Source organism: Erythrobacter rubeus, from assembly GCF_014705715.1.
Lineage (GTDB): Bacteria > Pseudomonadota > Alphaproteobacteria > Sphingomonadales > Sphingomonadaceae > Erythrobacter > Erythrobacter rubeus.
Window position 1 is genome coordinate 1139236 of record NZ_JACXLC010000001.1, and the last position, 18371, is coordinate 1157606.

Sequence of the window (18371 nt, forward strand, 5' to 3'; positions counted from 1 at the left end):
TAAATGGGGGCCTCGGATTCGCTCCGAAGCGAAATTTCTTAGGATAATTGAATGCCTCAGCGGCCTTACATCGTCGGTAACTGGAAAATGCACGGCATGCGCGCCATGCTGTCGGAGGCGCGCGCGATCGACCGTGCGGCGCAGCGGCACATGAAGGTCGAAGTCGCCATCGCCCCGCCATATACGCTCATCCACCCGGTTCATCGCGAGGCGGAACAGATCGGCGTCGGCGCGCAGGACTGCCACTACGAGGAAGACGGTGCGCACACGGGGGATATCTCCGCCGGGATGGTTGCCGACGCGGGCGCGAAGTTCGTGATCCTGGGCCATAGCGAGCGCCGCGAGAATCACGGCGAAAGCGACAAGCTTATCAACGCCAAGGCTGAAGCTGCCCTCGCAGCAGGCCTGCGCGTGATCCTGTGCTGCGGCGAAAGCGCAAAGACGCGCGAAGCGGGCAAGGCCGTAGATTTCGTGACCGAGCAGCTCAAGGCATCGCTCCCAGCCAGCGCCAAGGACCTCGAAGATGTGCATGAGCGCATCACGATCGCTTACGAACCGATCTGGGCGATCGGCACCGGCAATTCGGCCACAATCGACGATATCGCGCAAATGCACGCCGCGATCCGGGCGCTGCTCTTCGAGATGTATGGGTCGGAAAAAGGCCCTGAAATCCGTATCCTTTATGGCGGCTCGGTGAAGCCGGAGAACGCCTCCGAGATTCTCGGCACGCCCGAAGTAGGCGGCGCGCTGGTCGGAGGGGCAAGCCTCACCGCGGACAGCTTCATGAGCATCGCTCTTGCTGCCGGAGAAACCGCCGAGGTTTAAGGCGCCGCCGCCTGCACTTGCCGCTGGCTCGCCGGAGCCTTAAATAGCTGCCACACACTTTATCGAGATCGAGTTCCATGTTCCTATTCCTCACCGTCCTTCAAGCCATCGTGGCCGCCGCATTGGTGGGCGTCGTCCTCATGCAGCGCAGCGAAGGGGGCGGTTTGGGGATAGGCGGCAACCCGAACGGTGCATTGGGCGCGCGCGGGGCGGCGGACTTTCTTACCCGGGCGACGAAATGGCTTGCGGTTTCGTTCGTAGCGCTCTCGATCGCGCTTGCAGCAGTGGCAGTGAACGAGACCAGTAACAGCGCGATCAGCTCTACGCTTGACCGCGATGTCGGCGGCGCGGGAGCGCCCGATCTGCTTGGCGAACCGACCGGCGGCGACACGGCGCCCGCCACCGATCAGCCGGCGCCCGCGCAAGACGATCCTCTCGCGGAATAGATTACCCTGACATTAGTAGGGCGGTTCTGCCTGATTGCTGTGGATGGCGGCATTTGCACGCCGTTATTTGCTTGCCCCGAATCCAATCCAACGCTTAAGGCTCGGCTCCCATGGCGCGGTACATTTTTATCACCGGCGGCGTGGTTTCCTCGCTCGGCAAAGGTCTTATGGCGGCAAGTCTTGCTGCCCTCCTTCAGGCGCGTGGCTACAAGGTCCGCATTCGGAAATTCGATCCCTATCTCAATGTCGATCCGGGCACGATGAGCCCGTATCAGCACGGCGAAGTCTACGTGACCGACGATGGGGCCGAGACCGATCTCGACCTCGGCCACTATGAGCGGTTCACCGGCGTTTCCGCGCGTCAGAGCGACAACATCACCTCGGGCCGCGTCTACCGCGACATCATCGCGAAGGAACGCCGCGGGGACTATCTCGGCGCGACCGTCCAGGTGATTCCGCACGTGACCGACGCGATCAAGGAATTCGCGCTCGCAGACCAAGACGACCACGATTTCATCCTGTGCGAGATTGGCGGCACGGTCGGCGACATCGAATCTCTGCCATTCATGGAAGCAATCCGGCAGCTTCGAAACGAACTCGATCCGCTTCAAACGCTCAGCGTGCATGTGACGTTGGTGCCCTATATCGCCGCCGCCGGTGAGCTGAAGACCAAGCCGACGCAGCATTCTGTCAGGGAGCTGGCGAGCCTCGGGATAAAGCCGGACGTGCTTCTGTGCCGCGCCGAACATCCGATCCCGGAAGGCGAGCGCCAGAAAATCGCGAACTTCTGCAATGTCCGCAAGGAAGCCGTGATCCCGGCACTGGATGCGCCCTCGATCTATTCGGTCCCGCTCCAGTACCATGAAGAGGGTCTGGACGCAGAGGTGCTGCGCGGGTTCGGCATCACCGATGCGCCAGCGCCCGATCTTTCCGCGTGGAGCGACGTTACCGACAGATATTTCAATCCCGAAGGCGAAGTAACGATCGGCGTTGTAGGCAAATACGTAGGTCTTCCCGACGCTTACAAGAGCCTCAACGAAGCGCTCGTCCATGGCGGCCTCGCCAATCGGACAAAGGTCAACATCAAGTGGATCGACGCGGAACTGTTCGAAGGCGACGAAAGCGAAATCATCGCCGAGCTTGAGCCGCTGCATGGTGTGCTCGTTCCCGGTGGGTTCGGTGAGCGCGGCAGCGAAGGAAAGATCGCCAGCGTCCGCTTTGCTCGCGAACGCAAGGTGCCTTTCTTCGGTATTTGCCTGGGCATGCAGATGGCCTGTATCGAAGGCGCAAGGTCGGCCGGGTTCGGTGATGCGTCCTCGACCGAGTTCGGCGAAACCAATGAGCCGGTCGTGGGCATCATCACGGAATGGATGAGCGAAGAGGGGCTGGAGGAGCGCGAGGAAGGCGGTGACCTAGGCGGCACGATGCGGCTCGGCGCGTACGATGCGAGCCTCAGCGCCAACAGCCATGTCGCCCAGATCTATGGCGGCTCGACCGAGATTTCGGAACGTCACCGCCACCGCTACGAAGTCAATTCGAAATATATCGATCCGCTCGAAAAGCAGGGGCTGGTCTTCTCCGGCATGTCACCCGATGGCCTGCTTCCGGAAATCGTCGAGCGTCCGGACCATCCTTGGTTCGTCGGAGTGCAATTCCACCCGGAATTGAAATCGCGCCCATTCGATCCGCATCCGCTCTTCGCCGGGTTTATCGAAGCGGCGCTTGCTCATTCAAGATTAGTTTGAACGCAGATTATTCCCGCATATCAACGGCTCGTTTGAGCAACGCACTGTTTTGAAATGCAATTTTTGCATTAACCAGAAAACCGGCGGATTTCTGCGGGTTATTGGCGTCTGTCGCGTTCTTACAAGCATGTAAGTTTACGCTTGCGCCATGATGCGTTTGCGCATTACGCCTGCACGCATAAGGGTCATTACAAAACCATTACACAGGCTTTCTGCCTGGTCTTACTGCCAAATCAGGGGCGGGCAGTATCGTTTCGGGGGCGAAACAGCCACAGGATCGATCGGCCACCACGGGATTGAGCTCGGACCGAAGTTGACCGTCTTCTGCGACCCGGACGGTGAGCATCGTGACGAGGCGGCCTAACGGTCGCGGGGGCGGATCATTGCGATCCGCCCCTATATTTTTAGACAACGATATTATTGTCCGGCGAGGCCAGATTCGTGCCGATCAGGCGGCGCCTTTTACCTCGTCATCGCCTTCGTCGGAGCTGTCCAGCACGGCGGTGAGAGTGGCTGCGCCGTTCACGGCGATCTTCTTGGGCTTCATCGCGTCGGGCACTTCGCGTACGAGATCGATGGTGAGCAGCCCATCTGCGAGATCGGCGCTTTCAACGCGCACGAAATCCGCTAGCTCGAAACGGCGTTCGAAACCGCGGTTTGCGATGCCGACATGCAGCAGTTCGCCGCCATTATCGACGTCGTCGCGCTTCTTGCCCTGGACGACGAGCAGGTTTTGCTGCGCCGTGATGTCGATGTCCTGCGGGCGGAAGCCGGCGACGGCCAGAGTGATGCGGTAATTGTCATCTCCGCTACGCGCGATGTTGAAGGGCGGATAATTGTCGCCCGAATTCGTGCGCGCCTGGCTTTCGAGAAGATCGAACAGACGATCGAAGCCAACGGTGCTGCGGCGGTATGGGGTAAAATCAAGACGTGACATAATCTGCAAATCCTCTTGTTTGAGCAATCTGAACATGTGTGCAGACCTGCATCACGCAGCGCCTGCGGGTTTATCGCGGATGATGTTTCCCAAGACTGGCGAAACGCCGCGACACGTTCTATTTGGGTTTGCGAAAACACCTTTCAAGAGGTCAAAACTGCGCGATGAGCACACCGAAAATCGACATCTACAGCAAGTTTGCTTGTCCCTACTGCGTGAGAGCCAAGCGCTTGCTTTCATCGAAGGGCGTGGAGTTCAATGAATACGATATCACCATGGGCGGGCCGAAGCGCGATGAAATGCGCGAACGCGCGCCGGGCGCGATGACAGTGCCCCAGATTTTCATCGGCGATACACACGTCGGCGGCTCCGACGATCTTGCCGCGCTTGAGCGTGAGGGCAAGCTCGACGCCTTGCTCGCCGGGTAAGAACACACGTGCCCAAGATCGCAGTATTGCAAATGACTTCGGGCATCGATGCCGAGGCGAATTTTGCTGCAATCGACAGCGCAATGGCCGAGGCGCAGACGGGCGGGGCCGATGTCCTTTTCACGCCGGAAATGTCCCTGCTGCTCGATCGCGATCGCCCGCGCGCCTCGCAGACGATCAACAGCGAAGCATATGCTGGATTTCAGCGGCGGCTCGCGGAGCTGGCGACGCGCGGACAAACCGATCTGGCTTTAGGATCGATGCCGCTCGCCCTGCCAGACGGGAAGTGGGTCAATCGTTCGCACTATTTCTTCGCCAACGGGCGTGAACCGGTCACCTACGACAAGATTCACATGTTCGATGTCGAGCTTGCGACCGGCGAAAGCTGGCGAGAGAGCGCAGCTTACGAGCCGGGCCGGTCCGTCGTGACGGAGAGTTCGACGCCGCTGGGCAGGTTGGGGCTGACTATATGTTATGACCTCAGGTTTCCTGCTCTGTTCGAGGCGCTGGGCCGCGCGAAGTGCGATGCAATTGCAGTCCCGGCCGCCTTCACCAGACCGACAGGCGAGGCGCATTGGCATGCCATGCTGCGAGCCCGCGCGATCGAGGCGAGCGCTTTCGTGATCGCTGCTGCGCAGGTTGGCACGCATGAGGATGGCCGTCAGACCTTCGGACACAGCCTTGTCGTGGATCCCTGGGGAGAAGTTCTGCTCGACATGGGCGGCGATGAGCCCGGCCTCGCTTTCTGCGATGTGGATTTGGGCCGGATCGAAGACGTTCGGCGGCAATTGCCCAGCCTTGCCAACAGGCGGGAAATACCCAACTAGAAGTCAACATGATAGTTTACGACCTTCACTGTGACCATGGCCACCGTTTTGAGGGCTGGTTCGGCTCGTCTTCCGATTTCGAGGAGCAGCAAGCGGGCGGCCTTGTGACGTGCCCCGAATGCGGTAGCGAAAGTGTCGGCAAGGCGCCGATGGCTCCCGCCGTTCCGGCCAAGGGCAATGCGCGTCCAGCGGAGCAGCTCTCTGCGGTGCAGGGCGAGGCCGCTCCCGTCTCCAATATGCCGATGCCGGCTGAGGTCCAAAAAGCCATGCAGGTGCTCGCCAAAGCGCAAGAGAAGGCTCTGAAAAACAGCACTTTCGTCGGTGAGAAGTTCGCGGAACAGTCGCGCGAAATGCATTATGGCGAGCGTGATGAGGCTCCGATCCACGGTCAGGCCACGCTTGAAGAGGCAAAGTCGCTGCTCGATGAAGGCGTCCCGGTTGCGCCGCTGCCATTCCCGGTAGCGCCGCCCGACAAACTCAATTGATTTGAAACGCGCCGATGCTATTGGCGAGACTGGCGACCCCGTAGCTCAGCCGGATAGAGCACCAGATTCCTAATCTGGGGGCCGCGTGTTCGAATCACGCCGGGGTCACCACTTGATTTTCGCTATTGCGATGCGGCTTGGGTGCACGACTGGTTCCAAGACCTTTCCGCGATCACTGATAGGGCGACGACCAATCCCGAAATCGCGAGCAAGAGCAAGCAGGTGCCAGCCCAGCCTGCGAGATCGTATACCGATGTGCCGAGTATGCTTCCCAAGGCGCCGCCGATGAACATCATCACGATATAGCTCGTGGTCAGCCGCGTGCGGATTTCCGGCTCCAGGGCGAGGAAAGTCATGCGCCCTGTCACGTCGATGGTCGGTCCCACCAGATTGACGATGACGAGCGGGACCAGCAGCGTCCACACATTCGCGCCCAGCGGATAAAACAGCGAAATGCCGATGAGCTGCACCACAGCCGAAATGACGCGCGCTCGCCGCGCGCCCACACGGTCGGCCCACTGGCCCAGTCGCGGCGTCGAAAATATGCTGATCGCGGCAATGCCCGCAAGATAGCCCACCGTATCGACGCCGTAGCCCAGTTCCGGGCTCGTCAGATACAGCGCCAGTGCGAGCCAGGTTGCTGTGAAAGCCGCGAAATTCAGGCCCTGGATCACGCCGGATATCATCATGTCGCGGTGCCGCGCGGCCAATGTGAAAACCGACCGGATCAGCTCGGTGTAGTTCGATTGCGGCTGCTTGCCAGGGCTCGCCTCAGTACGCATCGTCACAGGCAGAAACAGCGTCACGCCCGCGATAAGCGCGAAGGCGCACCAGTAAACGGTCCGCCAGCCAAATTGCTCGGCGATTACGCCTGCGCCAACGCGCGCAACGAGGATACCGAAGATCACGCCGGCGGTCAGCAATGCGGTCACTTGGCCAAGCCGATCGGGCGCGACCCGTTTCGACGCGAAAGCAGGGATGAGGTACGGCGCAATCGTCACGAAACCGAGCAAGGTCGAGGCAAGCGTAAATGCCGCGAAGCCCTCCGCCAGCGCCATCCCCAGGATGAAAAGCGCCTGCATCGCGACGAAGATGATGCACAGCCGCTTGTTCGAGTAGTGATCGCCCAACGGCAAGAGCAGCAGAATCCCCACCGCCAAGGCCAGCTGATTAAGCGCAGGCACGATCCCGATGCACGCCTCGCTGACGCCAAAATCGCGCGCGACCTCCCCAATAATGGGGTGGATGTAATACGCGTTGGCGGTCACCACGGCGACAGTCACCGCGAGCGCATATTCCTGCGCCCGGCTGAGATAGACCGCCCCTGTGGTGGCCGCCGCTTCGCTCAAGCGAGGAAGCCGGCCTTTTTCGCCGTATCGATCACGCCCTGCGCCAGCTCCTTTGGCCGGTCTTCCTGGCAGAAATGCCCGCAGGTCGAGAGCATGGCGTGCGGCATGTCCTTCGCGCCAGCGATCCGGTCAATAAGGGGCTGTGCGAGGCCGCCTGTGACCGGGTCATCCTCGCCGAACAGGGTCAGGAACGGCTTGTCGAAACCAGCCAACCCCTCCCATGCGCGCTTGTTCTGTTCGATGCCGTCCATCCCGTCTTCCACCGGGACGAGAGCGGGGAAAGCGCGCGCGCCCGCTTTGCTCGGTTCATCGGGGAAAGGCGCATCGTAGGCGGCCACCTCTTCAGCCGATCGTTCGGTCGCGGTGGCGCGTTGGAGCAGTTCTCCGATCTGGAATTCGGGCGAGGATTTGGCGAATTGCCGCCACGCGAGAAACGCCGGGGAGGGCGTACCGCCGGTCGGCAGGAAGGTGTTGCTGGCGACCACGCAGGTGAACTTTTCCGGCTCTTCGCCCACCATGCGCAGGCCGAGCAAGCCGCCCCAGTCCTGGCAGAACAAGGCGGCCGGCTGCGGCACGACAGCCTCACGCCATTGCTTCAGCCAGCTGATGTGGCGATCATAGCTGTAGAACCCGATATCGTCCGGCTTGTCGCTTTTGCCGAATCCGATCAGATCGGGCGCGAGGCAGCGAAATCCTGCATCCAGCAGCACCGGGATCATCTTGCGATAGAGAAAGCTCCAGCTAGGCTCGCCATGGAACAGCAGCACCGGAGGCGCGTCCTTCGGCCCCTCGTCAATGTAGTGCATCCGGCCCGAATGTCCGTCACCCAGATCGATCTCGATCCAGTTCTCTGCGAAATCGTAATCGGGGATTGCGGCGAAACGGGCGGGGTCGTAGGACAGGACTTTCATGATTCTCATCTCCTTCTCGCAGAGTTGAGTAGCATGAAAAAACCTATCGGCCACCGCCTGTTCGCGCGCGGGCTCTCTAGCCCACGAAAAGGATCAGCTGCCGGTGCTTGGCTCGCCCGGATCCTGCCCCATCGGCACACGCTCCTTGAACGTGTGCGTGATGTAAGGGAACGGGATCTCGATACCTGCATCGTCCAGCCCGCGCTTGATCGCGCGCACGACCTTGTCCTTCGATTCCCAGCCATTGCGAGGAGTGGAACCCGACCACCAGCGCACGAGGAAATCGACCGATGATGAGTTGAATTCCTGCGCGAATATGTCGAGGCCTTTTTCGGTATCGACTTCATCGACCGCGGACACGGCCTTGCGGATGACCTCCGCCGCTTCGTCGAGGTCGGTGTCGTAGGACACCCCGATCACGACATCGTGGCGGCGCTGATCCTTGTCGGTCAGGATTTCGACGGGATTCTTGAACAGCACCGAGTTCGGCACGACGGTCAGCTCGCCCGAGAGCGCGCGAATGTGCGATTCGCGCAGCGTGATGTGCTCGACCTTGCCGATGATCCCTTCGCATTCGATCACGTCGCCGATCCGCATCTTCTCGCGGATCATGATCAGCACGCCTGCAAGGAAATTCTCGAAAATGTCCTGAAATGCAAAGCCGATGGCGACCGCGCCTATGCCGAGCCCTGCGATGAGACTGCCAACGGTAAGGCCGGGGAACACCACGATCGCAGCAATGAGGAGGCCGAGAATCCACGTGCCCAGCTTCACCAGCGTTTCGATGAGATTGCGCAACGACGGGCGCAGATCGGTCTTGCCGATAAGCGCATCGGCAATTTTCACCGTGAAGCCCGCCACGATCGCAGTGATGACGATGATGACGATCGCAATGGCAATGCTGGGCAAAGTGCGCACCAGTTCGGTGCCCATCTCATTCAGCTGTTCCATCAATGTGCTGAGCATAATTTTCGCAGGTCCCTCGTTGTTTTTTGCCTTTAACGAGGGAGCGGCGCGGTTCGTTCCGAAGCAACACACCAAGAAAAACGACCGGTACGTCACGTTTCGACTTGATGCCGCGGGTTAACTATGATTCTGTAGAGTTGTATTGGGGAATTAGGGAATGCGCAGACCACCACGGGAACAGTTGCGGCAGGGCCTTGCGCTCATGGCGCTGCTCGTCCTGACCGGATTTGCCATCGCTGGCCCCACGGGCCTGCTCGCATGGAGCGAGAATGTGCAGGCCCTCGAGCAGCGCAGCGCGCAGGTCGCGGAACTCACCGAAAAGCGTGATGCTCTGCGCAACCGAGTAGACCTCCTTAATCCCGAAGCTGCCGATCCCGATCTTGCCAGCGAGCTTGTACGCAAGAATCTGGGCGTGTTGCACGCCGACGAAGTGATGATCACGGTCGAGGACGAATAGCATCTTCCTTCGGCGTTTGCCGGTCTCGCCAGCAAGTTCGGCCATCACACCTCCACCATTTCAATATCCTGCGGTGACATGCTGAAAAGGCGCGCTTTACGTTGCGTCCCGCCGACACACCTGACTATAGGGGCAATGGGAATACCGGCGCGCTCTCCTCCCCCTTTGGCGCGGCCGATTGCAAGAGGATAACGCACCTTGGCGAAACAGCCTGCATCCAAGAAGTCGCCCGCAAAATCCGGCGCCAAGAAACCAGCAGCGAAAAAACAGGCAGATGCCACCGCAGCGCAGGACGATCCCGATTTTGTTCTGCATTCGCTGCAGGAAGAATTCGACGCCAATAAACGCTTCGATGCCGATACCGACCAGATGATGGAATTCTATCGGCAGATGCTGCTCATCCGCCGGTTCGAGGAAAAGGCGGGCCAGCTTTACGGGCTTGGGCTGATCGGCGGGTTCTGCCACCTGTATATCGGTCAGGAAGCGGTCGCCATCGGCCTGCAAAGTGCGCTGGACGGAGACAAGGACAGCGTCATCACCGGTTACCGCGATCACGGCCACATGCTGGCCTATGGGATCGACCCGAAAGTGATCATGGCAGAGCTGACCGGGCGCGAGGCCGGCATTTCCAAGGGGAAGGGCGGCTCGATGCACATGTTCAGCACCGAGCACAAGTTTTATGGCGGTCACGGTATTGTGGGCGCACAAGTCGCGCTCGGCGGCGGTCTCGCTCTGGCGCATCAGTACAATGAAGATGGCGGTCTGTGCCTCGCCTATTTCGGTGACGGTGCGGCGAACCAGGGCCAGGTGTACGAAACCTTCAACATGGCTGCGCTCTGGAACCTGCCGATCGTATTCGTGGTCGAAGACAACCAGTATGCGATGGGCACCGCGACCAAGCGCTCTTCCGCAGAAACACGCTTCCACCGCCGCGGCACGGCATTCCGCATTCCGGGCATGGATGTGAACGGCATGGACGTGCTCGAGGTGCGGGCGGCGGCAGAGGTTGCGTTCAAGCATGTGCGCGATGGGAAGGGGCCGGTGCTGATGGAGCTCAACACCTACCGTTATCGCGGTCATTCAATGTCGGATCCCGCGAAATACCGAACCCGCGAGGAAGTGCAGGATCAGCGCGATCATCACGATCCGATCGAACGGCTGAAGAAAACCCTCATCGAAACCGGCAAGACCGAGGAGGAGCTGAAAGCGATCGACAAGGAAATTCGCAAGATTGTGGCTGAATCCGCTGATTTTGCAGAGAATTCGCCTGAGCCTGCGCCGGAAGAACTCTACACCGATGTTCTGGTGGAGGAGTATTGATCCATGGCTATCGAACTCAAGATGCCGGCGCTGTCGCCGACCATGGAGCAGGGCACGCTCGCGAAATGGCTCAAGTCCGAAGGGGACGCGATCGAGCCCGGCGACATCATCGCCGAAATCGAAACCGACAAGGCAACGATGGAATTCGAAGCCATCGATGAGGGCGTGTTATCCAAGATCCTGATCAAGGAAGGGACCGAGGACGTGGCAGTCGGCACCGTGATCGCCCATCTCGAAGGGGAAGGCGAGGAAACCGCTGCTCCCGCGCCGACGCCTGAGCCGGCCGATCCTGTCCCGGGCGAGGGGAAGGACGAAGGCCGAGACGAGCCGGGCGGTGTGAGTGCACCCGAAAGACCCAAGACCGAGCCAAAATCCGATCCCGACATCCCGGAAGGCACCACCTTCACAAGCACCACGGTGCGCGAGGCGCTGCGGGATGGGATGGCAGAGGAAATGCGCAGCGATCCGCGCGTTTTCGTGATGGGAGAGGAAGTCGCCGAATATCAGGGCGCCTACAAGGTGACCCAAGGCCTACTCGAGGAATTCGGTCCCAAGCGGGTGATCGACACCCCGATCACCGAATACGGTTTCGCCGGGGTAGGGACCGGCGCTGCCATGGGCGGTCTGCGTCCGATTGTTGAATTCATGACTTTCAACTTCGCGATGCAGGCGATCGACCACATCGTGAACTCTGCCGCCAAGACGAATTACATGTCGGGCGGTCAGATGCGCTGCCCCGTCGTTTTCCGCGGCCCAAACGGCGCGGCCAGCCGCGTCGGCGCTCAGCACAGCCAGAATTATGGTCCGTGGTACGCAAGTGTCCCAGGCCTGATCGTAATCGCGCCCTATGACAGCGCCGATGCGAAGGGACTGATGAAGGCCGCGATCCGATCGGAAGACCCGGTCGTGTTCCTGGAAAACGAGCTGGTTTACGGCAAGAGCTTCGATGTCCCCGATCTGGATGACCATGTGCTGCCGATCGGCAAGGCGCGGATCATGCGAGAGGGATCGGACGTCACCATCGTGAGCTATTCCATTGGCGTTGGCATGGCTCTGGAAGCCGCAGAGACTCTGGCTGGCGAGGGTATCGATGCTGAAGTGATCGACCTGCGCACCTTGCGCCCGCTAGACAAGCAAGCAGTGCTGACGAGCCTCGCGAAGACCAACCGGCTCGTCATAGCCGAAGAGGGCTGGCCAACCTGCTCGATCGCCAGTGAAATCATCGCGATCTGCATGGAGGAAGGCTTCGACGATCTCGATGCGCCCGTCCTGCGGGTATGCAATGAAGACGTTCCTCTGCCCTACGCTGCCAACCTCGAAAAGCTGGCCCTCATCGACGCCGACCGCATCGTCGCGGCGGCGAAGAAGGTCTGCTACGCGGATTAGACAGTCAGTCGCAGTCGTTGGTTGTCAATGACTGTGTATTTGTGATGTCCTGGTTAGCCCGTTCGCGAACGTTGAACGCGCTTTCGTACCGGATTTCGCTCGCGTTGTTGATAAATCCGAGATTGATTAGCGGCTGATAAGTGTATGTCACTTCTACAAACATAACTGCTGTTCCGTCAGCAGCCACGATTTTGTTCCCGGCAGGTCCCAAACCGTCTTCCAGGTCATCGTTGTTTCGACCATCGCCCTCTTCACCGTAGGCGGGATCGACATCAAGTTGGCCCATGCAGCGTTGCCAATTGATCATCTGGCCTGCATCACTGCCCGTCTGTTCATTATTCTGCAAAGAAGAGAGCACCAAGCGCCCGTTAGCTGCGAAATCGATAGGATCACCAACCGTTCGGGCACCTTCAAATACCTCGTAGATATCGACTTCGTCGATCGAGGTTTGAACACGCCCGGCGTTGTCGGCAACTGTCAAGGCAATTTGGCTAACGCGCAGATGCGATAGCGCATAATTTGCTAGTTCCAGACAGCCAAAAATCAGCGTGATGAGAAGGGGGAGGATGAGCGCAAACTCTATGAGCACCACACCTTCGGTTTCATTTTTAAGCTCGCGCACTGAGGCACGTTCAGATCGCTTTTTCATGATCCGCACTCCACCAAGGGGACCGCCTGATCGCCATATGGCTGATTTCGAACCGCTGCTCGAGCGGTAAGGTTGTAGTTTCCGTCAAATCCAAGAAGCGAAGTCATTGGTAGAAGCCTCGGCATTACAACATTGACCTCGTAAAAGACGACATCGTCCGCGCCGCCCAAACCATCACGACCGGCAATTTCGTCAAATTCGCCGTCACCGTCCAGGTCTTCCCAGCAGTCCTCGCTAGCGTCGAACTCTCCGTTTCCGTTTACGTCAGTGACAAGCTTCTCCGAACGTCCGACACCGGAAAACTCGTAATAATTTGTCTGTTCGATGGTGTACGTTGCGTTCCGTGCGACCAGGTTGATCCGGTTTTTCAACGCGTTTTCAATCTGTTCCTCCGGCGTTGCACCAGAGGCACCAAAATCCGGGTTTTGCACGGTGCCGGTCCGCGCGACATCGTTGAGCACGCCTTGCATCTGAACTCGCAAGTAGTTCTCATACCCGACATCCAGTGCTCCAACGATTAGCACGCAGAACGGAAGTGCGATCAGACCGAATTCTGTCGCGGCAACCCCGCTCCTATCGCGGATTGCATGAAGGAGTTTCGAAGAAAATCCAATCATTGTGTCAACCTCAATCGACCGATTCCCTGTCCAATACGCTCAAACACTGCCTCAAGATTAGAGCCATCGCTGGTGTAAAAGTGGCCGGTGCTTGTAGCGCACGGCGCGATGTCATCGGTATCGGTTACATCGAAGGCGATGACCCAGATCGTCATCCCCATCCCTCTTGCGGTGTTGCAGGCAGAAAGGAAACGTTCGGTGTGCAAGCCTCTCAAGGTGCTGTTGCCGCATCCATAGATCCTGCCGGCCGTTCCGGTAATGCGATCCTCTACGTCTTCAACACCATAGCTAGTGTAAGCGTCATCTTCCGGGCACATTTCGCCATCCGTCAAGAACACGATGTGTTTTGCTACAGGCACACCATTAAACTCTTCAGGATTATCGCTCGCGAACATCCCCGTCGAAGAAAGAAAGCGCGATGCCCAGATAATGCCGAGATCGTGATAAGTGTTACCAGTTACCGTCGCGGTGGCCGCGTCGATCGCGTTTTGATAGGCGGCTTCGCCTCCATAGGTTCTGAGCTTTGTCGCTTCAGCCGGACAAACATCGTAATCCTGGGCATGCTGCTGATCGGGATCGTAGCGGCCCCACTGACGCGCGCGGTCGTTGCCATTGCTAGCGATGAGATCAATGTCGTCCTCAGAAACAGTGGTCCTGATCACGATTGGGTGATCGCTTTCGCCGATTGACGGACGCTCTTCAACACAACCTTCACCGCTCTGACGAAAATCTCGGATGTTCTGGCCTGTTGTATTCTCATCCGATGCCCATTTAGTATCATTGATGTGAATCGGGACCAGCTCGGTTTCGCGATAGGTGCAATCGTCGGGATCGTTCGGCTCGTCATCATCGCCGTTATCGCACTGCAAGTAATAGGTTTCGCGCAAGATATCTCGCGTGCGCAGGCGACGGGCGACATTCACCGACATGGAATACGGGATGATGCCGTAACGTGTGCGCGTATTTGCAGCACCAGAAAGTGCACGATACAGACCAGCTGCACCGTTACGAAGCATGCTGATCTTTGAGGCACCGCCACCGGACGGCGAATTGTTCATCGAGCCGGTGACGTCGAGCACCACCATGATGTCGTTATTGCCGTAATCTTGGTCGGCGTTACAAGTGACTGAAATGGGAATCGCGTCATTTCCGAAAATCGCCATCAAAGTAGTCGGCACTTCGGCATTCGCCGATACTTCGACTGTCGAGGTATTGGTCGCGGACTGCTGAATCGTCACCGAGTTTACCGAAGCTCCGGCAGTCCCATCAGGAAAGTTGAAATCGAAAAAGCGTTGCCCCTCAACCCGGTCGCTTTCCTCGAAGACGTTGCCGGCCATGGAACGGCGAGCTGCCAGCGCAGCAGAGTCGCAGGCATTCTGAAGTTTGGCCTGAGCCAGATATGCGCGGCTCATGTCGAGGCCAGAGCCGATCATGGCAGCGATCGGGAAGATCGCGGCCACTCCGATAACCATTGCGTTTCCTTTACGGTCTTGACGCAACTTCTTCAGAAATGTGTGGAATGAACCCATTGTGCCCTCGTAGTGTCAATGCAAATCGACGTGTATCGAGGCGGTTTAGCGCAGCCGTGGTATCCGATCTGTTGAACCACATGGTTAGCGAGAAGTTAAAATGGGCACTTTTTAACTTACCGGTGCTAAACCCTCTCGGACGCGTATTGACAAGGCACCAAAACTCGGTGCCAGAGCGGCTTCGAAATGACGGACACTGAAGAACACCTGCCGCCGGAGCTGGAGCTCGCATTGGCTTACACGCCTTCCGCCATCCGACCGGCGATGCGCACCTATTTCGCATTGGACGGGCGGCTCGCGCGGATTCTTTCGGGAACGACCGAGCCGATACTGGGCCAAATGCGGCTCGCATGGTGGCGCGAAATGCTTGGCAAGCCATCCGCCGAGAGGCCCTCGGGCGATGCGGTCCTCGATGCAATCGGGGAGCATTGGGCAGGAAACGAACCTGCGATGGTCCCTGTCATCGACGGCTGGGAAGTGCTGATTGTTTCAGACCAGCTGGCGAGCTCGCAATTGCTGGATTTCGGCAAGGGGCGGGCCTGCGCATTCCTGCACTTCCTCGGCGATGCCACGGATGACGAGCGAGACCGCGCACAGGCCGCTGGTATTCGCTGGGCGCTGGCGGATGCTGCGCGCCGGGTGTCGGATGACGCCGAACGGGCGGAGATCGTGCGAACGGCCCTGAATATCCGGGCCGGCGGAAGGTTGCCGCGCGCGCTTAGAGGCCTTGCGGTGCTGGACGCTCTCGCGATGCGTGCCCTCAAGTCGGGAGGGCGTCCGCTCATGGAAGGGCGAGGCGCGTCGCTTACCGCTCTCAGAGCGGGTATCCTCGGCGCGTAATTCCGTGTTATCACTCGATAATCGAAAGAGCGGAGGGGCCGGTGCGCCAGACAATATTGGGGGTTTTTCTTGGGCTGATCTTTGCCGGGGTTGGCGTATTCTGGTGGCAAGGCACCGCCAAGGTTGAGGCAAACGCCCCGCCGCCGCCGATTGCCGAAGAGCTTGGCCCGTCGCCTGCAATCCTGCCGATCAGCGATCCAGGGGAAATGACCGGGCCGACGCCGCCCGAGGCAAGCGAGCTTACCCGTGAGGAAAAGCGTTTCTTCCGCTACGATCGCAACCGCGACCGCAAGATCACGCGCAACGAGATGCTCTCAAGCCGGTCCGATGGTTTTCGCAAGCTCGATGTCGATGGCAACAACTTACTGACTTTCGAAGAATGGGCAGTGACCACCGTTACTCGCTTCGATGAGATGGACGCCGATGCCAATGCGGAGCTTTCTCCGGCTGAGTTCGCCACCAGCGCGCCGAAGCCCAAGGCGAGGCGCACCAGCTGCCGCTGCTGAAATCAGGCGGGTACGGCCTCGCCAGTCGTTGCAAGCCAGTCTTTCAGATCGCTTTTCGCCCGTGAAGTGTACGCTTCCTTGCGCTGTTTCTTCTTCACCTCGTGAAGTGGCGGAAACAGTCCGAAATTGACGTTCATCGGCTGGAAGGTGGACGCCTCGGCATCACCGGTGATGTGGCTGAGCAGTGCGCCGAGAGCAGTGGTCGCTGGCAAAGGCGTCCAGTCACGCCCAGCCAGCTCGTTCGCGGTCATCATGCCAGCGACGAGACCGATGGCGGCGCTTTCGACATAGCCTTCGCAGCCTGTGACCTGACCGGCGAAGCGGATATGCGGCGCTGCTTTCAAGCGAAGCTGACGGTCGAGCACCTGCGGCGAGTTCAGAAATGTGTTGCGATGTAGCCCGCCAAGCCTTGCAAACTCGGCATTTTCAAGGCCGGGAATGGTACGGAAAAGCTCGACCTGCGCGCCGTACTTCATCTTGGTCTGAAAGCCGACCATGTTCCACAGCGTGCCGAGTTTGTTGTCCTGGCGCAGCTGGACCACGGCATAGGGCCAGCGGCCCTGCGGATGTTCTTCCGTCGTGTCGTAGGGATTGTCGAGCCCGACGCCCTTCATCGGCCCGTATCGCAGCGTTTCGACCCCGCGCGCGGCCATGACCTCAATCGGCATACACCCATCGAAATAAGGCGTGTCCTTCTCCCATTCCTTGAAATCGGTCTTTTCCGCGTCGATCAGCCCCTGATGGAATTCAAGGTACTGATCCTTGGTCATTGGGCAGTTGATGTAATCGCCATCCTCGTTTGAAGCTTCGGTCCGCTTATTCCAGCGCGACTGGATCCAGCATTTAGACATGTCGATGCTGTCGCGGTGGACGATGGGCGCGATTGCATCGAAGAAAGCGAGCCGCTCTTCCCCGGTCGCCCCGACAATGCTCTGGGCCAATGACTGCGCCGTTAACGGGCCGGTCGCGACAATTGTCAGACCTGCTTCGGGAAGGGCATCGACCCGTTCGCGCACAATAGTGATGTTGGGACGCTCTGATAGAGCCCTTTCTACTGCCGCGCTGAACACGTCCCGATCGACCGCCATGGCGCTGCCGGCGGGCACGCGCGCGGTTTCGCCTGCGCGCATGACGATGCTGTCGAGCTCGCGCATTTCATGGTGGAGCAGGCCGACCGCGTTCTTTGTATCGTCATCGGAGCGAAAACTGTTCGAGCACACCAGCTCCGCCAACCCATCCGTCTGGTGCGCAGGCGTCATCTCGCCCGATCCGCGCATCTCCGACAGCCGCACTTTCACCCCGCGCCGGGCAAGCTGCCACGCGGCTTCGGACCCGGCGAGCCCGCCGCCGATAATATGAACATCGTGGGTAGTTTGGGAGTTGCTCATGGAGCGCGAGGTAATTGCGTGGTAGCCGAACGGCAAGCCCAATCGGGCATGGTGCACGGTCCAGTCATTCGGGGAGGCGAGGGAAGCAAGGTGTCGAAACGCGCATTGATCGAACATCGACCATGGCTGCTCGCGAGCGTTGTCGCGGCATGCGCTTACTACTTCCTCTGGAACAATCCGATCGGCGAGCTTTGGCTGTTTCTGCTGAAAGGGGCAGGGGTTGGGCTGCTGGCTGTCTATGCGTTCAAGCGAACGAACGGGCTTGATGGGGGGATCCTGGTCCTCGCGTTTGCCCTGTCGGCGGCGGCGGACACGGTGCTGGAATTGTCATTCGAGGCAGGCGGCGCTCTGTTCTTCGCATCGCATCTTGCTGCGATCGTGCTGTACCTGCGCAATCGCCGGAATCGCACGAGTACGAGCCAGAAACTGCTCGCACTGGTGCTTTTGATCGGAGTTCCAGCGATATCCTATCTGCTGAGCGGTGATCCGATGATAGCGATCTACGCCGCCGCGCTCGGCGCGATGGCGGGTGCTGCATGGATGAGCCGTTTCCCACGCTACCGTGTGGGGATTGGTGCCGTTCTGTTCGTGGTCAGCGACTGGCTCATCTTCAGCCGTATGGGTGCATTCGACCTCGGCGTGCTACCGGACATTCTGGTCTGGCCGCTTTATTACGCCGGTCAATTGATGATCGCGACCGGCGTGGTGCAGACGCTGCGCGGCGAACACCCCGCCAGATAGCGGCGGGGCGCCGGGCGCA

General features: G+C 59.4%; 20 protein-coding genes and 1 tRNA gene. 13 read left to right on the forward strand and 8 right to left on the reverse strand.

All coding sequences use genetic code 11. The features are described 5' to 3' along the window. Window positions 1-51 precede the first annotated feature (51 nt). The 3 genes from tpiA (at window position 52) to IB285_RS05605 (ending at window position 3016) form a co-directional block, all read left to right on the forward strand. Window positions 52-825: a triose-phosphate isomerase gene (gene tpiA / locus IB285_RS05595; protein ID WP_190787246.1), complete on the forward strand. Its 774-nt coding sequence runs from the start codon at window positions 52-54 to the stop codon at window positions 823-825. Window positions 826-902: 77 nt separating this feature from the next. Continuing rightward, a complete protein-coding gene (gene secG, locus IB285_RS05600) occupies window positions 903-1271 on the forward strand; it encodes a preprotein translocase subunit SecG (RefSeq protein WP_190787247.1) in 369 nt (122 codons plus the stop codon). Window positions 1272-1381: 110 nt separating this feature from the next. Next, window positions 1382-3016: a CTP synthase gene (locus IB285_RS05605; protein WP_190787248.1), complete on the forward strand. Its 1635-nt coding sequence runs from the start codon at window positions 1382-1384 to the stop codon at window positions 3014-3016. A 448-nt stretch (window positions 3017-3464) separates the two neighbouring features. Here IB285_RS05605 and IB285_RS05610 read toward each other — a convergent pair whose 3' ends face one another. Beyond that, window positions 3465-3953 carry an Hsp20 family protein gene (locus IB285_RS05610; protein ID WP_190787249.1) on the reverse strand — a complete coding sequence of 163 codons (489 nt, stop codon included), beginning with the start codon at window positions 3951-3953 and terminating at the stop codon, window positions 3465-3467. A 164-nt stretch (window positions 3954-4117) separates the two neighbouring features. Between IB285_RS05610 and grxC the strand changes: the two genes are divergently transcribed. The 4 genes from grxC to IB285_RS05630 all read left to right on the forward strand — a co-directional run bounded on the left by grxC (window position 4118) and on the right by IB285_RS05630 (window position 5804). Further along, window positions 4118-4381, forward strand: coding sequence for a glutaredoxin 3 (gene grxC, locus IB285_RS05615; RefSeq protein WP_190787250.1), 264 nt, complete (start codon window positions 4118-4120; stop codon window positions 4379-4381). A 32-nt stretch (window positions 4382-4413) separates the two neighbouring features. Then, window positions 4414-5208, forward strand: a complete 795-nt coding sequence (locus IB285_RS05620) for a carbon-nitrogen hydrolase family protein (protein WP_199803435.1) — start codon at window positions 4414-4416, stop codon at window positions 5206-5208. Between the two features lie 8 nt (window positions 5209-5216). Beyond that, window positions 5217-5693, forward strand: coding sequence for a DUF1178 family protein (locus tag IB285_RS05625; RefSeq protein ID WP_190787252.1), 477 nt, complete (start codon window positions 5217-5219; stop codon window positions 5691-5693). Window positions 5694-5727: 34 nt separating this feature from the next. Beyond that, a tRNA-Arg gene (locus tag IB285_RS05630) sits at window positions 5728-5804 on the forward strand. Between the two features lie 11 nt (window positions 5805-5815). Here the strand turns inward: IB285_RS05630 and IB285_RS05635 are convergent. From IB285_RS05635 to IB285_RS05645, 3 genes are all read right to left on the reverse strand, one after another. Continuing rightward, window positions 5816-7042 (reverse strand): MFS transporter, encoded by a 1227-nt coding sequence (locus IB285_RS05635; protein ID WP_199803334.1) that lies wholly within the window; start codon window positions 7040-7042, stop codon window positions 5816-5818. After that, complete coding sequence (locus IB285_RS05640; RefSeq protein ID WP_190787253.1) at window positions 7039-7953, reverse strand: haloalkane dehalogenase; 915 nt, start codon at window positions 7951-7953, stop codon at window positions 7039-7041. Before IB285_RS05640 ends, IB285_RS05635 begins: the two co-directional genes overlap by 4 nt. A 93-nt stretch (window positions 7954-8046) precedes the next feature. Next, entirely contained in the window at window positions 8047-8919 is an 873-nt protein-coding gene (locus IB285_RS05645; protein WP_234033076.1) for a mechanosensitive ion channel family protein, read from the reverse strand. Window positions 8920-9076: 157 nt separating this feature from the next. On the opposite strand from IB285_RS05645, the gene IB285_RS05650 reads away from it, so the two are divergent. The 3 genes from IB285_RS05650 (at window position 9077) to IB285_RS05660 (ending at window position 12082) form a co-directional block, all read left to right on the forward strand. Further along, window positions 9077-9376 carry an FtsB family cell division protein gene (locus IB285_RS05650; protein WP_190787254.1) on the forward strand — a complete coding sequence of 100 codons (300 nt, stop codon included), beginning with the start codon at window positions 9077-9079 and terminating at the stop codon, window positions 9374-9376. 198 nt (window positions 9377-9574) lie between these two features. Beyond that, window positions 9575-10696, forward strand: coding sequence for a pyruvate dehydrogenase (acetyl-transferring) E1 component subunit alpha (gene pdhA / locus IB285_RS05655; protein WP_190787255.1), 1122 nt, complete (start codon window positions 9575-9577; stop codon window positions 10694-10696). 3 nt (window positions 10697-10699) lie between these two features. Beyond that, window positions 10700-12082, forward strand: a complete 1383-nt coding sequence (locus IB285_RS05660; protein WP_190787256.1) for a pyruvate dehydrogenase complex E1 component subunit beta — start codon at window positions 10700-10702, stop codon at window positions 12080-12082. A gap of 4 nt (window positions 12083-12086) precedes the next feature. Here IB285_RS05660 and IB285_RS05665 read toward each other — a convergent pair whose 3' ends face one another. Genes IB285_RS05665 through IB285_RS05675 form a run of 3 tightly spaced genes read right to left on the reverse strand, consistent with a single transcriptional unit; the run spans window position 12087 to window position 14877 of the window. Next, window positions 12087-12731: a TadE/TadG family type IV pilus assembly protein gene (locus IB285_RS05665; protein ID WP_190787257.1), complete on the reverse strand. Its 645-nt coding sequence runs from the start codon at window positions 12729-12731 to the stop codon at window positions 12087-12089. After that, entirely contained in the window at window positions 12728-13348 is a 621-nt protein-coding gene (locus tag IB285_RS05670; RefSeq protein ID WP_328705854.1) for a TadE/TadG family type IV pilus assembly protein, read from the reverse strand. Before IB285_RS05670 ends, IB285_RS05665 begins: the two co-directional genes overlap by 4 nt. Further along, complete coding sequence (locus IB285_RS05675; RefSeq protein WP_190787259.1) at window positions 13345-14877, reverse strand: TadE/TadG family type IV pilus assembly protein; 1533 nt, start codon at window positions 14875-14877, stop codon at window positions 13345-13347. Before IB285_RS05675 ends, IB285_RS05670 begins: the two co-directional genes overlap by 4 nt. Before the next feature lie 186 nt (window positions 14878-15063). On the opposite strand from IB285_RS05675, the gene IB285_RS05680 reads away from it, so the two are divergent. Together IB285_RS05680 and IB285_RS05685 are read left to right on the forward strand one after the other, a co-directional pair. Then, window positions 15064-15717, forward strand: coding sequence for a hypothetical protein (locus IB285_RS05680; RefSeq protein WP_190787260.1), 654 nt, complete (start codon window positions 15064-15066; stop codon window positions 15715-15717). A 41-nt stretch (window positions 15718-15758) separates the two neighbouring features. Further along, a complete protein-coding gene (locus tag IB285_RS05685; RefSeq protein WP_190787261.1) occupies window positions 15759-16223 on the forward strand; it encodes an EF-hand domain-containing protein in 465 nt (154 codons plus the stop codon). A 2-nt stretch (window positions 16224-16225) separates the two neighbouring features. On the opposite strand, the gene trmFO is transcribed toward IB285_RS05685, so the two are convergent. After that, the gene (gene trmFO / locus IB285_RS05690) at window positions 16226-17611 is read right to left on the reverse strand and encodes a methylenetetrahydrofolate--tRNA-(uracil(54)-C(5))-methyltransferase (FADH(2)-oxidizing) TrmFO (protein ID WP_190787262.1); all 1386 of its coding nucleotides are present in this window, start codon (window positions 17609-17611) and stop codon (window positions 16226-16228) included. A 90-nt stretch (window positions 17612-17701) separates the two neighbouring features. On the opposite strand from trmFO, the gene IB285_RS05695 reads away from it, so the two are divergent. After that, window positions 17702-18352: a lysoplasmalogenase family protein gene (locus tag IB285_RS05695; RefSeq protein WP_190787263.1), complete on the forward strand. Its 651-nt coding sequence runs from the start codon at window positions 17702-17704 to the stop codon at window positions 18350-18352. Window positions 18353-18371 lie beyond the last annotated feature (19 nt).